The 13,212-nt window shown below is 53.6% G+C and carries 13 protein-coding genes; 12 read left to right on the forward strand and 1 reads right to left on the reverse strand.

Annotated features, from left to right (window positions below):
* The first annotated feature begins 72 nt into the window (after window positions 1-72).
* The 8 genes from rluE (at window position 73) to V5P19_RS08110 (ending at window position 7,883) form a co-directional block, all read left to right on the forward strand.
* Window positions 73-726 carry a 23S rRNA pseudouridine(2457) synthase RluE gene (rluE, locus tag V5P19_RS08075; protein ID WP_334401936.1) on the forward strand — a complete coding sequence of 218 codons (654 nt, stop codon included), beginning with the start codon at window positions 73-75 and terminating at the stop codon, window positions 724-726.
* 10 nt (window positions 727-736) lie between these two features.
* A complete protein-coding gene (locus V5P19_RS08080; RefSeq protein ID WP_334401938.1) occupies window positions 737-1,210 on the forward strand; it encodes an NUDIX hydrolase in 474 nt (157 codons plus the stop codon).
* Between the two features lie 40 nt (window positions 1,211-1,250).
* The gene (gene mnmA / locus V5P19_RS08085) at window positions 1,251-2,363 is read left to right on the forward strand and encodes a tRNA 2-thiouridine(34) synthase MnmA (RefSeq protein WP_334401940.1); all 1,113 of its coding nucleotides are present in this window, start codon (window positions 1,251-1,253) and stop codon (window positions 2,361-2,363) included.
* A 27-nt stretch (window positions 2,364-2,390) separates the two neighbouring features.
* Window positions 2,391-3,020 (forward strand): high frequency lysogenization protein HflD, encoded by a 630-nt coding sequence (hflD, locus tag V5P19_RS08090; protein WP_334401942.1) that lies wholly within the window; start codon window positions 2,391-2,393, stop codon window positions 3,018-3,020.
* Between the two features lie 19 nt (window positions 3,021-3,039).
* Complete coding sequence (gene purB / locus V5P19_RS08095; protein ID WP_334401945.1) at window positions 3,040-4,410, forward strand: adenylosuccinate lyase; 1,371 nt, start codon at window positions 3,040-3,042, stop codon at window positions 4,408-4,410.
* A 123-nt stretch (window positions 4,411-4,533) separates the two neighbouring features.
* Window positions 4,534-5,205 (forward strand): two-component system response regulator PhoP, encoded by a 672-nt coding sequence (phoP, locus tag V5P19_RS08100; RefSeq protein ID WP_334402728.1) that lies wholly within the window; start codon window positions 4,534-4,536, stop codon window positions 5,203-5,205.
* A complete protein-coding gene (gene phoQ / locus V5P19_RS08105; protein ID WP_334401946.1) occupies window positions 5,206-6,669 on the forward strand; it encodes a two-component system sensor histidine kinase PhoQ in 1,464 nt (487 codons plus the stop codon).
* A gap of 92 nt (window positions 6,670-6,761) precedes the next feature.
* The gene (locus V5P19_RS08110) at window positions 6,762-7,883 is read left to right on the forward strand and encodes a cupin domain-containing protein (RefSeq protein ID WP_334401949.1); all 1,122 of its coding nucleotides are present in this window, start codon (window positions 6,762-6,764) and stop codon (window positions 7,881-7,883) included.
* Between the two features lie 48 nt (window positions 7,884-7,931).
* Here V5P19_RS08110 and pepT read toward each other — a convergent pair whose 3' ends face one another.
* A complete protein-coding gene (gene pepT / locus V5P19_RS08115; protein WP_334401951.1) occupies window positions 7,932-9,155 on the reverse strand; it encodes a peptidase T in 1,224 nt (407 codons plus the stop codon).
* 237 nt (window positions 9,156-9,392) lie between these two features.
* On the opposite strand from pepT, the gene potA reads away from it, so the two are divergent.
* From potA to potD, 4 genes are read left to right on the forward strand one after another with little or no spacing between them, the layout of a single operon-like run.
* Complete coding sequence (potA, locus tag V5P19_RS08120; protein ID WP_334402731.1) at window positions 9,393-10,541, forward strand: spermidine/putrescine ABC transporter ATP-binding protein PotA; 1,149 nt, start codon at window positions 9,393-9,395, stop codon at window positions 10,539-10,541.
* Window positions 10,525-11,382, forward strand: coding sequence for a spermidine/putrescine ABC transporter permease PotB (potB, locus tag V5P19_RS08125; RefSeq protein WP_334401953.1), 858 nt, complete (start codon window positions 10,525-10,527; stop codon window positions 11,380-11,382). The genes potA and potB overlap by 17 nt, the downstream gene beginning before the upstream one ends.
* Window positions 11,379-12,170 carry a spermidine/putrescine ABC transporter permease PotC gene (gene potC / locus V5P19_RS08130; protein WP_334401955.1) on the forward strand — a complete coding sequence of 264 codons (792 nt, stop codon included), beginning with the start codon at window positions 11,379-11,381 and terminating at the stop codon, window positions 12,168-12,170. Before potB ends, potC begins: the two co-directional genes overlap by 4 nt.
* On the forward strand, window positions 12,167-13,201 hold the full coding sequence (potD, locus tag V5P19_RS08135; protein WP_334401958.1) for a spermidine/putrescine ABC transporter substrate-binding protein PotD: 1,035 nt from the start codon (window positions 12,167-12,169) through the stop codon (window positions 13,199-13,201). Before potC ends, potD begins: the two co-directional genes overlap by 4 nt.
* The last annotated feature ends 11 nt before the right edge of the window (window positions 13,202-13,212 follow it).

Here is a 13,212-nt window from a genome sequence, read left to right on the forward strand (position 1 = left end):
ATAAATTGTAATGAGCCTTTCGATACTACCTGATTGTCTGCCGCCATGAAAGGTCTTCGTTATTAGGCTATAATGCGGCAATTGATAAAGTCTGAAAACACCATGAACAAAACTTCTTTTAGAAAACACCGGGTTGAGCGATTCAGCTCACGACAAGCGACCAGAAGAACGCAAGAAACCCAGCCAACACGGGTGATTCTGTTCAATAAACCCTACGATGTTTTGCCGCAATTTACCGATGAAGCCGGGCGCAGCACCCTGAAGGATTATATTCCGGTTCAGGGCGTCTACGCCGCCGGTCGTCTGGACCGTGACAGCGAGGGGCTGCTGGTCTTAACCAACGATGGCGCGTTACAGGCCAAACTCACCCAGCCGGGCAAACGCACCGGTAAAACGTACTTTGTGCAGGTTGAAGGTGAGCCCGGAGAAGAAACATTGGCGCAGCTGCGCAACGGGATCACGTTAAACGATGGCCCCACTCTCCCCGCTGGCATCGAACGCGTCAGCGAGCCTGAATGGCTGTGGCCACGTCATCCCCCGATTCGCGAACGCAAATCCATTCCAACAAGCTGGCTCAAAATCACCCTGTATGAAGGACGTAACCGTCAGGTTCGACGGATGACGGCGCATGTCGGCTTCCCTACCCTTCGACTCATTCGCTACGCCATGGGCAGTTACACGCTGGATTCGCTGGCTAACGGTGAATGGCGGGACGTAACCCCTTAAAGGAGACACCATGTTCAAACCTCACGTCACGGTCGCCTGCGTGGTTCACGCCCAGGGTAAATTTCTGGTGGTAGAAGAGCGCATCAACGGCAAGGCCCTGTGGAACCAACCTGCCGGCCACCTCGAAGCCAATGAAACGCTGCTGCAGGCGGCAAAGCGCGAGCTGTGGGAAGAGACGGGCATCCATGCAGAACCCCAGCACTTCATCCGTATGCATCAGTGGATTGCTCCCGACCAGACCCCTTTCCTGCGCTTCTTATTTGCCGTTGAGCTTAGCGAAATGTGCGCCACTGAACCGCATGACGACGATATCGATCGCTGTCTGTGGGTCACAGCCGATGAGATCCTGAACGCGTCAAACCTGCGCTCGCCGCTGGTTGCCGAAAGCATCCGCTGCTGGCAGTCCGCCCAACGCCTGCCGCTGGATGTCATCGGCGAATTTAACTGGCCGTTTACAGAGGGTGTCAATGCCGGGGGGGCGTGATAGAATATGCCGCCTTGAAGTTCAATGTCGTGAGTATTCCATGTCAGATAATAGCCAGAAAAAAGTGATCGTCGGCATGTCCGGCGGTGTCGATTCCTCCGTTTCCGCCTACCTGCTGCAACAGCAGGGCTATAAGGTGGAGGGCCTGTTCATGAAGAACTGGGAGGAAGATGATGGCGAGGAATACTGTACTGCTGCTGCGGATCTCGCCGATGCGCAGGCCGTGTGCGATAAGCTCGGCATTGAACTGCATACCGTCAACTTTGCTGCAGAATATTGGGACAACGTCTTTGAACTTTTCCTTGAAGAGTACAAGGCGGGCCGTACCCCGAACCCAGATATCCTGTGCAACAAAGAGATCAAATTCAAAGCCTTCCTGGAATTCGCCGCTGAAGACCTGGGTGCAGATTATATTGCGACCGGTCACTACGTACGTCGTGCAGACGTGAATGGCAAAAGCCAGCTGCTGCGCGGCCTCGACGGTAACAAAGATCAGAGCTACTTCCTCTATACGCTGAGCCATGAGCAAATTGCCCAGAGCCTGTTTCCGGTCGGCGAACTTGAAAAGCCGGAAGTGCGTAAAATCGCGGAAGAGCTTGATCTGATCACCGCGAAGAAAAAAGACTCCACCGGTATTTGCTTCATCGGCGAGCGTAAATTCCGCGACTTCCTCGGCCGCTATCTGCCTGCCCAGCCGGGCAAAATTGTTACCGTAGATGGCGAAGAGATCGGCCAGCACCAGGGTCTGATGTACCACACGCTCGGCCAACGTAAAGGCCTTGGCATCGGTGGGACCAAAGAAGGTAGCGAAGATCCGTGGTACGTTGTCGATAAAGACGTCGAAAACAATATTCTGATTGTTGCTCAGGGACACGACCATCCGCGTCTGATGTCCGTTGGGCTAATTGCACAGCAGCTGCACTGGGTCGATCGCGAGCCGGTCAAAGGCACGCTGCGCTGCACGGTGAAAACGCGCTATCGTCAGACAGACATCCCTTGCACCGTTACCGCCCTGGATGATGACCGCATTGAGGTTCGTTTTGACGACCCGGTTGCTGCCGTGACTCCTGGCCAGTCCGCCGTGTTTTACAGCGGTGAAGTCTGCCTGGGCGGTGGAATCATCGAACAGCGCCTGCCGCTGCCCGCTGTTTAACACGATTGCACACATAAAGGAGAGCGTGTGGCGAAGAACTATTACGACATCACCCTGGCGCTTGCAGGAATTTGCCAGTCAGCCCGCCTGGTGCAACAGCTGGCACATGAAGGTCATTGCGACGCTGATGCCCTGCACGTTTCACTGAACAGCGTTATTGATCTTAATCCTGGCTCCACGCTGGGCGTTTTCGGTGGCAGTGAAACCAATCTTCGCCTCGGCCTTGAAACTCTGCTTGGCGTGCTTAATGCCAGCAATCGTCAAGGATTAAACGCGGAACTCACACGCTATACGCTCAGCCTGATGGTGCTGGAACGTAAGCTGAACGGCACCAAAGGCGCGATGAACATTCTTGGCGATCGCATTGCCGGGCTGCAGCGTCAGCTCGACCATTTTGATCTGCAATCCGACACGTTGCTGAGCGCTATGGCCGGTATTTACGTAGACGTTATCAGCCCGCTGGGGCCACGTATTCAGGTCACCGGCTCGCCAGCCGTACTGCAAAGCCCACAGGTTCAGGCGAAGGTTCGCGCTTCGCTGCTGGCAGGCATTCGTGCCGCCGTACTGTGGCATCAGGTTGGCGGTGGCCGCCTGCAGTTAATGTTTTCTCGTCATCGCCTGACGACTCAGGCAAAACAAATTCTTGCTCATTGTTAACCTCCCGGAGTTGCGAATTATGGAATTATCCTCACTGACCGCCGTATCCCCTGTCGACGGACGCTATGGCGATAAAGTCAGCGTGCTGCGCGAGATCTTCAGCGAATATGGCCTGCTGAAGTTCCGTGTTCAGGTTGAAGTACGCTGGCTGCAAAAGCTGGCCGCTCATGCAGCAATCAAGGAAGTTCCTGCTTTGGACGCAAAAGCAAACGATTACCTTGATAAAATCGTTGCTGACTTCAATGAAGAAGATGCCGCGCGCATTAAGACCATTGAACGCACCACCAACCACGATGTGAAAGCGGTTGAGTATTTCCTAAAAGAAAAAGTTGAAAGCGTTCCTGCGCTGCACGCGGTGTCTGAGTTCATTCACTTCGCCTGTACGTCTGAAGACATCAACAACCTGTCCCACGCGCTGATGCTGTCAACCGCGCGCAAAGACGTAGTGCTGCCTTACTGGCGCAAAATCATTGATGCGGTAAAAGCACTGTCCGTGGAATACCGTGATATCCCTCTGCTCTCCCGTACCCACGGCCAGCCAGCAACTCCATCAACGATGGGCAAAGAGATGGCGAACGTAGCGTACCGTATGGAGCGTCAGTATCGTCAACTGGAACAGGTTGAGATCCTGGGTAAAATCAACGGCGCGGTGGGTAACTACAATGCGCACATCGCGGCCTACCCAGAAGTGGATTGGCACCTGTTCAGCGAAGAGTTCGTGACCTCTCTGGGTATTCAGTGGAACCCGTACACCACGCAAATTGAGCCGCACGACTACATCGCAGAGCTGTTTGACTGCGTTGCTCGCTTCAACACCATTCTGATCGACTTCGATCGTGACGTCTGGGGTTACATTGCGCTGAACCATTTCAAACAGAAAACCATCGCTGGTGAAATTGGTTCTTCAACCATGCCGCATAAGGTTAACCCGATTGACTTCGAAAACTCTGAAGGCAACCTGGGCCTGGCAAATGCCGTTCTGCAGCATATGGCGAGCAAACTGCCGATTTCCCGCTGGCAGCGCGACCTGACCGACTCCACCGTACTGCGCAATCTGGGCGTCGGGATTGGCTACGCGCTGATCGCCTATCAGTCCACTCTGAAAGGCGTGAGCAAACTGGAAGTCAATCGTGACCGCCTGCTGGATGAACTGGATCATAACTGGGAAGTGCTGGCGGAGCCGATTCAGACCGTGATGCGTCGTTACGGCATCGAAAAGCCGTACGAAAAACTGAAAGAGCTGACCCGCGGTAAACGCGTTGATGCCGAAGGGATGAAGCAGTTTATCGACGGCCTGGAATTGCCAGAAGAAGAGAAAACCCGCCTGAAGGCGATGACGCCAGCAAACTATATTGGTCGCGCAATGACCATGGTTGACGAGCTGAAGTAACGCCCCCTTCCCCCTTTCCGCCCGGAAAGGGGGCTGCTTTTCCCCGGTTTAATCAATGTTTATCCCCACAGCAACATAATCAGCGTTAAACTATTCATACAATTTATTCTGGGAGAAGAGATGATGCGCGTTTTGGTTGTTGAGGATAACGCTTTGCTACGCCATCACCTGAAAGTTCAACTTCAGGAGATGGGACATCAGGTGGACGATGCTGAAGATGCAAAAGAAGCCGATTATTATCTCAATGAGCACCTGCCGGATATCGCCATTGTCGATTTAGGGTTGCCGGATGAAGACGGTCTGTCGTTGATACGTCGCTGGCGCAGCCATGACGTCTCCTTGCCGGTTCTGGTATTAACCGCCCGCGAAGGCTGGCAGGACAAAGTTGAAGTGCTCAGCGCTGGCGCGGATGATTACGTCACCAAGCCGTTCCACATTGAAGAGGTCGCTGCGCGCATGCAGGCGCTGTTGCGTCGTAACAGTGGGCTGGCCTCGCAGGTTATATCTATCCCACCTTTCCAGGTCGATCTCTCCCGTCGCGAATTTTCGATTAACGAAGAAGTCATCAAGCTCACCGCCTTCGAATATACCATTATGGAAACGCTGATCCGTAACAACGGCAAAGTGGTGAGCAAGGATTCGTTAATGCTCCAGCTTTACCCGGATGCTGAGCTGCGCGAAAGCCACACCATTGACGTACTGATGGGGCGTTTACGCAAAAAAATCCAGGCGCAGTATCCGCAGGATGTGATCACGACCGTGCGCGGCCAGGGTTACCTGTTTGAATTACGCTAAATGAAAGGGATTTTGCGCCACATTTTGCCCCTTTCGCTGCGGGTCCGCTTTCTACTGGCAACCGCTGCCGTGGTGCTGGTGCTTTCCCTTTCTTACGGGATGGTGGCGCTGGTCGGCTACAGCGTGAGCTTTGATAAAACAACCTTCCGCCTGTTACGCGGCGAGAGCAACCTGTTTTATACCCTGGCGAAGTGGGAAGATAACCATATCACCGTCGATATGCCGGAGAATCTGAACCAGCAAAGTCCGACGCTAGCACTCATCTACAATGAAAAAGGCAAGCTGCTCTGGGCACAGCGCGACGTGCCGTGGTTGATAAAAAGTATTCGTCCGGAATGGCTCAAAACCAACGGGTTCCACGAAATAGAAGCCGATCTTAACACCACCAGCTCGCTGCTGAGTGAGGATCGTACTTTGCAGAAAAAACTGAATGAGATCCGCGCCGACGATGCCGAGACGGAGATGACGCACTCCGTTGGGATTAACCTCTACCCCGCGACGATGGGGATGCCGCAGTTGACCATCGTGGTGATCGACACCATTCCGGTAGAGCTTAAGCGCTCTTATAAAGTCTGGAGCTGGTTCGTCTATGTTCTGGCTGCCAACCTGCTGCTGGTGATTCCGCTGTTGTGGGTTGCCGCACGGTGGAGCTTACGCCCGATAGAATCGTTGGCAAAAGAGGTTCGTGAGCTGGAAGAACACAACCGCGAGATGCTCAATCCGGACACCACGCGTGAGCTGACCAGCCTGGTGCGTAATCTCAACCGTCTGCTGAAAAGCGAACGCGAACGCTATGACAAATACCGCACCACCTTGACCGATCTCACCCATAGCCTGAAAACGCCGCTCGCGGTGATGCAAAGCACCTTGCGCTCCATGCGCAGCGAAAAGCTGAGCGTCAATGATGCTGAGCCGGTGATGCTGGAACAGATCAGTCGTATTTCACAGCAAATTGGCTATTACCTGCATCGCGCCAGCATGCGTGCCGGTAGCGGATTGATGAGCCGTGAACTGCATCCGGTGGCGCCGTTGCTGGATAATCTCACCTCCGCGCTCAATAAAGTTTATCAGCGCAAAGGGGTGGATATTAGCCTCGATATCTCACCGGAAATCAGCTTTGTGGGTGAGAAAAATGATTTTATGGAAGTGATGGGCAACCTTCTGGACAACGCCTGTAAATATTGTCTGGAATTTGTGGAAGTTTCCGCACGCGTCACCGATAACGAACTGCATATTATCGTTGAGGACGATGGTCCCGGCATTCCGCGTAATAAACGTGATCTTGTGTTCGATCGCGGTCAGCGGGCGGATACGTTGCGCCCCGGTCAGGGGGTGGGATTGTCCGTCGCGCGGGAGATTGTCGATCAGTACGATGGCAAAATACAAGCCGGCGAAAGTTTGCTGGGTGGTGCGCGAATGGAGGCCATTTTTGGGCGCCAGCAGCTAACATCGAACGATAGTTAACCCGTTATGTGAAAAATGCGAGGAACTCGCACCCAGGCTCCTGCGCTTCCGTTATAATCCGTCTCAGTAAGAGCCTGCGGAATAAAAAAATTATGGATTATCACTTAACGCTTAACTGGCCCGAATTCATTGAACGTTACTGGCAAAAACGCCCGGTCGTTCTAAAGCGCGGGTTCAGCAATTTTGTCGACCCTATCTCGCCTGACGAACTGGCCGGCCTGGCCATGGAAAATGAAGTCGACAGCCGCCTGGTGAGCCATCAGGACGGGAAATGGCAGGTCAGCCACGGTCCTTTCGAAAGCTACGATCATCTGGGTGAAAACAACTGGTCGTTACTGGTTCAGGCCGTGAACAACTGGCACGAGCCTACCGCCGCGTTAATGCGCCCCTTCCGCGCCCTGCCCGACTGGCGAATGGACGATCTGATGATCTCCTTCTCCGTGCCCGGCGGTGGCGTGGGTCCGCATCTGGACCAATACGACGTTTTTATTATTCAAGGCACCGGCCGCCGCCGTTGGCGCGTGGGTGAGAAAGTGCCGATGAAGCAGCACTGCCCGCATCCTGACCTGCTTCAGGTTGATCCTTTCGACGGGATTATCGACGAAGAGCTGGAGCCGGGCGATATTCTTTATATTCCGCCAGGATTCCCGCACGAAGGTTATTCGCTGGAAAACTCCCTGAACTATTCCGTTGGGTTCCGCGCGCCAAGCGGCCGCGAGATGATCAGCGGTTTTGCCGACTACGTTCTGCAGCGCGAACTGGGGAGCTATCGCTACAGCGATCCGGATGTCCCTGCACGCGAGCATCCGGCAGATATCCTGCCTCAGGAACTGGACAAGCTGCGCGGCATGATGCTGGATCTGATCAACGAGCCAGAGCATTTCAGACAGTGGTTTGGTGAATTTGTCAGCCAGTCTCGCCACGAACTCGACGTTGCGCCTCCGGAACCACCGTACCAGGCGGACGAAATTTACGACGCGTTGCAGCAGGGCGATAAGCTGGTTCGTTTGGGTGGACTACGCGTCCTGCGCATTGGTGAAGACGTCTTCGTGAACGGTGAGAAGATCGATTCTCCGCACCGTCCAGCGCTGGAAGCCATTGCCAGCCACATAGTGCTGACCGCCGATATCTTTGGCGACGCGCTGGAAGATCCTTCCTTCCTCGCCATGCTCTCCGCGCTGGTGAACAGCGGCTACTGGTTCTTTGAGGACTGAGTTCTAAACGACGCCGGGTGGCGGATTCACCGCGCCCGGCCAAAACGGCTACCGCTTCGCGGTCAGCTCAGCTATTCGCACAATCACGTTCACGGCTTTCTCCATCCCTTCCAGGGTGACGAACTCGTGTTTGCCGTGGTAGTTGTATCCCCCGGTAAACAGATTCGGACAAGGTAACCCCATAAACGACAGCTGCGAACCGTCAGTGCCGCCGCGAATCGGTTTCAGCAACGGCTCAATGTCACAGTCACGCATCGCCTGCTGCGCAATGTCGAGGATGTGCGGATGCGCCAACACTTTCTCGCGCATGTTGTAATAGCTGTCTTCAAAAATCAGCTCAATATAGCAGTCCGGATGCAACCCCTTTCCGACCTTCTTGGCAATTTCCATCATCTTGCGTTTACGGGCTTCAAAGGCTTTGCGGTCAAAATCGCGGATGATGTAATGCATCTGCGCGCTGTCTACCGTACCTTTAATGCTGGTCAGATGATAAAAACCTTCATACCCGTCGGTCTGTTCCGGGCTCTCCTCCACCGGTACTTCTGCATGAATACGGGTGGCCAACGACAGGGCATTGACCATCACGCCTTTGGCAGAGCCAGGATGAACATTGTTGCCGACAATTTTTATGGTCACAGACGCCGCATTGAAGTTTTCAAACTCCAGCTCCCCCACCCCGCCGCCATCCACGGTATAGGCCCACTGCGCATTAAAAGCATCAACATCAAAGTGCTTCGCGCCCTTACCCACCTCTTCATCTGGCGTAAAGGCCACGCGGATATCACCATGGGGAATATTCTTACCTTTCAGAACCGCCAGCGCGGTCATAATCTCCGCAACGCCGGCTTTATCATCCGCGCCGAGCAGCGTTTTGCCGTCGGTGGTAATCAGCGTCTTGCCGAGCAGCTGGTGTAACACCGGGAACATTACGGGAGATAACACTTCGTCTCCAATTCCCAGCGCAATGTCACCGCCCCGGTAGTTTTCGACGATCTGCGGGTTGACATTTTTACCGCTAAAATCCGGAGAGGTGTCGACATGAGAGATAAAGCCAATCGCCGGAATATCACCGGAGACATTCGCCGGCAGCGTTCCCATCACAGTGCCTTTATCGCTCAACGTCACGTTGACCAGTCCCATGGCATCAAGCTGCTCTTTGAGCAGGTTTAATAGCTTCCACTGGCCTTCAGTGCTCGGCACCTGACGCACACCCGGTTTAGATTGGGTATCCAGCGAAACGTACTGTAAAAAACGCTCAAGTAATTTATCCATGCAGTCACCCTCACTTTTTGTGACAACATTATCAATAAGCATCAAAACGCAAATATTGCGTCAGGTCACTTTTATCCCGCAAACGAGAACTTTTTACGTTTATATCGTTATACGTTAATAAATGTAGCTTATGAATCAGTGACAAGGATTGGCGATTGAGGGGGTTTGCCGTAGAATGTCCGCCCTCATTACGAGTCACCAAGGTGGTTACACACAAACCCCGCTTCAGTCTGCTGCCTGAAGCATCTATATGGGACAGCGCGAAAATTGAATACACAACCCCATTCCCGTGCGCCGCTGGTGCAACTGGAAGGAATTCGTAAAAGTTTTGATGGCAAAGCGGTGATTTCCGACCTCAATCTGACCATCAATGACGGTGAGTTTCTTACGCTGCTTGGCCCTTCTGGCTGCGGCAAGACAACCGTACTCCGCCTTATCGCCGGGCTGGAAAGCGTCGATAACGGCCGTATCCACCTCGAAAGCCAGGACATTACCCAGGTTCCTGCTGAAGATCGTCACGTCAATACCGTCTTTCAGAGTTACGCCCTGTTCCCGCACATGACCGTGTTTGAAAACGTGGCGTTTGGTCTGCGGATGCAAAAAACGCCCTCGAACGACATTGCACCACGCGTCACCGACGCGCTGCGTATGGTTCAACTCGACGAGTTTGCCCAGCGTAAACCGCATCAACTTTCCGGCGGCCAACAGCAGCGCGTTGCGATTGCGCGCGCCGTGGTCAATAAACCTCGGCTGCTTCTGCTGGATGAATCACTCTCGGCGCTGGATTACAAACTGCGTAAGCAAATGCAGAACGAGCTGAAAGCCCTACAGCGCAAGCTCGGCATCACCTTTGTCTTTGTCACCCACGACCAGGAAGAGGCGCTGACCATGTCAGACCGCATCGTGGTCATGCGCGATGGCAAAATTGAGCAAGACGGCACCCCGCGTGAAATCTACGAAGAGCCAAAAAATCTGTTCGTCGCGAGCTTCATCGGTGAGATCAATATCTTCAACGCCACGGTCATTGAACGCCTGGACGAACAGCGTGTTCGGGCGAACGTCGAAGGCCGCGAATGCGCAATCGCCGTTAATTTTTCCGTCGAGAAGGGACAACGGCTCAACGTCCTGCTGCGCCCGGAGGATCTCCGCGTCGATGAAATCCACGGCAATGCAGAGGCCGAAGGCCTTATTGGCTATATCCGCGAGCGAAATTATAAAGGGATGACCCTGGAGTCCGTGGTCGAACTGGAAAACGGTAAGATGGTGATGGTCAGCGAGTTCTTTAACGAGGACGACCCCGATTTCGACCACTCCCTCGATCAGAAAATGGTTATCAACTGGGTAGAAAGCTGGGAGGTTGTACTGGCTGATGAAGAACACAAGTAAGTTCCAGAATGTGGTGATTACCACTATCGTCGGTTGGCTTGTGTTGTTTGTCTTTCTCCCCAACCTGATGATCATTGCTACCAGCTTCCTGACCCGCGACGATACTCATTTCGTTCAGCTGGTCTTCACGCTGGATAACTACGCACGCCTGCTCGATCCGCTCTATTTCGACGTGCTGTTACACTCGCTTAATATGGCTCTGATCGCCACCGTTGCTTGCCTGGTGTTAGGCTATCCCTTTGCGTGGTTCCTCGCCCGCCTGCCGCAGAAGGTGCGTCCGCTGCTGCTGTTTTTATTGATCGTGCCTTTCTGGACCAACTCGTTAATTCGCATCTACGGGCTGAAAATCTTTCTTAGCACGAAGGGCTATCTGAACGCGTTTCTGCTGTGGCTTGGCGTGATTGATACGCCGATCCGCATCATGTTCACCCCCGGTGCGGTTATTATCGGCCTGGTATATATCCTGCTGCCGTTTATGGTGATGCCGCTCTACTCCAGCATCGAGAAGCTCGATAAACCGCTGCTTGAAGCGGCGAAAGATCTGGGTGCCAGCAAATTCCAAACGTTCATTCGCATCATCGTGCCGCTGACCATGCCCGGCATTATCGCCGGTTGCCTGCTGGTGATGCTGCCGGCCATGGGTTTGTTCTATGTCTCAGACCTGATGGGGGGGGCAAAAAACCTGCTCATTGGTAACGTAATTAAGAGCCAGTTCCTGAACATTCGCGACTGGCCGTTTGGTTCGGCCACCAGCATTACGCTGACGGTGGTGATGGGTCTGATGCTGCTGGTGTACTGGCGTGCCTCGCGCCTGCTGAACAAGAGGGTTGAACTCGAATGATCGGTCGACTGCTTCGCGGCGGTTTTATGACCGCCATTTACGCCTATCTTTATATTCCGATTATTATTTTGATCGTGAACTCGTTTAACAGCTCGCGATTTGGGATCCACTGGCAAGGCTTTACCACCAGCTGGTATAGCTTGCTGATGAACAATGACAGCCTGCTGCAGGCCGCACAGCACTCGTTGACGATGGCGGTCTTATCCGCGACCTTCTCAACGCTGATTGGCTCGCTCACCGCCGTGGCGCTGTATCGCTATCGCTTTCGCGGTAAACCGTTCGTTAGTGGCATGCTGTTCGTGGTGATGATGTCGCCCGACATTGTGATGGCGATTTCGCTGCTGGTGCTGTTTATGCTCCTGGGCATTCAGCTTGGCTTCTGGTCGCTGCTCTTTTCCCATATCACCTTCTGTCTGCCGTTTGTGGTTGTAACCGTCTTTGCACGTCTGAAAGGCTTTGACGTGCGGATGCTGGAGGCGGCAAAAGACCTCGGTGCCAGCGAGATGATTATCCTGCGCAAAATCATCCTGCCGCTGGCAATGCCTGCTGTCGCTGCCGGGTGGCTGCTGAGCTTTACCCTGTCGATGGATGACGTCGTGGTCTCTTCTTTCGTGACCGGGCCGAGCTATGAAATTCTGCCGTTGAAAATCTATTCAATGGTAAAAGTCGGCGTTTCACCTGAGGTGAACGCACTGGCGACCATTCTGTTGGTGCTCTCGCTGGTTCTGGTGATTGCCAGCCAGCTTATTGCTCGTGATAAAACAAAATCTCAGGGGACAATGAAATGAAAAAAATGTTAGCCGCAGCGGCGCTGGTGCTCGGGATGGGTACCGCGCATGCAGATGACAGCAAAACGCTCTATTTCTACAACTGGACCGAGTACGTGCCGCCTGGCTTGCTGGAACAGTTCACGAAAGAGACCGGAATCAAGGTTATCTATTCGACCTATGAGTCGAATGAAACCATGTACGCCAAGCTTAAAACCTACAAAGACGGTGCCTACGATTTGGTGGTTCCATCGACCTATTTCGTCGATAAAATGCGCAAAGAAGGCATGATCCAGAAGATCGATAAAACGAAGTTAACCCACTTCAACAACCTCGATCCAGAGATGCTCAACAAGCCGTTTGACCCGAACAACGACTATTCCATTCCTTATATCTGGGGCGCGACGGCAATTGGCGTCAACAGCGATGCGCTTGATCCTAAAACGGTGAACAGCTGGGCCGATTTGTGGAAACCAGAATACAAAAGCAGCCTGCTGATGACCGACGACGCGCGTGAAGTGTTTCAGGTGGCGCTGCGTAAGCTAGGTTATTCCGGTAACACAACGGATCCGAAAGAGATTGAAGCGGCCTATAACGAACTGAAAAAGCTGATGCCTAACGTGGCGGCATTCAACTCTGATAACCCTGCCAACCCGTTTATGGAAGGCGAAGTCAACCTGGGGATGGTCTGGAACGGCTCGGCGTATGTTGCCCGTCAGGCCGGCACGCCGCTGGAGGTGGTCTGGCCGAAAGAAGGCGGCATCTTCTGGATGGACAGCCTCTCTATTCCGTCCAACGCGAAAAACGTTGAGGGCGCGCTGAAACTGATTAACTTCCTGCTGCGCCCGGATGTGGCCAAACAGGTTGCTGAAACCATCGGCTACCCGACGCCAAACCTGGCCGCACGTAAACTACTGACGCCTGACGTGGCCAACGACAAGTCACTGTATCCGGATGCGCAGACCATCAGCAAAGGTGAATGGCAAAACGATGTCGGCGATGCGAGCCGCCTTTACGAAGAGTATTACCAGAAGTTAAAAGCGGGCCGGTAAGTTTTCTCCTT

The organism is Enterobacter sp. UNJFSC 003 (assembly GCF_036903355.1).
In the GTDB taxonomy this organism is placed as follows: domain Bacteria; phylum Pseudomonadota; class Gammaproteobacteria; order Enterobacterales; family Enterobacteriaceae; genus Enterobacter.

Bases quoted from the DNA above. Each gene is read 5' to 3' on its own strand.
- rluE (WP_334401936.1), top strand. From the start codon at position 73: ATGCGGCAATTGATAAAGTCTGAAAACACCATGAACAAAACTTCTTTT.
- V5P19_RS08080 (WP_334401938.1), top strand. From the start codon at position 737: ATGTTCAAACCTCACGTCACGGTCGCCTGCGTGGTTCACGCCCAGGGT.
- mnmA (WP_334401940.1), top strand. From the start codon at position 1,251: ATGTCAGATAATAGCCAGAAAAAAGTGATCGTCGGCATGTCCGGCGGT.
- purB (WP_334401945.1), top strand. From the start codon at position 3,040: ATGGAATTATCCTCACTGACCGCCGTATCCCCTGTCGACGGACGCTAT.
- phoP (WP_334402728.1), top strand. From the start codon at position 4,534: ATGCGCGTTTTGGTTGTTGAGGATAACGCTTTGCTACGCCATCACCTG.
- phoQ (WP_334401946.1), top strand. From the start codon at position 5,206: ATGAAAGGGATTTTGCGCCACATTTTGCCCCTTTCGCTGCGGGTCCGC.
- V5P19_RS08110 (WP_334401949.1), top strand. From the start codon at position 6,762: ATGGATTATCACTTAACGCTTAACTGGCCCGAATTCATTGAACGTTAC.
- pepT (WP_334401951.1), bottom strand. From the start codon at position 9,155: ATGGATAAATTACTTGAGCGTTTTTTACAGTACGTTTCGCTGGATACC.
- potB (WP_334401953.1), top strand. From the start codon at position 10,525: ATGAAGAACACAAGTAAGTTCCAGAATGTGGTGATTACCACTATCGTC.
- potC (WP_334401955.1), top strand. From the start codon at position 11,379: ATGATCGGTCGACTGCTTCGCGGCGGTTTTATGACCGCCATTTACGCC.
- potD (WP_334401958.1), top strand. From the start codon at position 12,167: ATGAAAAAAATGTTAGCCGCAGCGGCGCTGGTGCTCGGGATGGGTACC.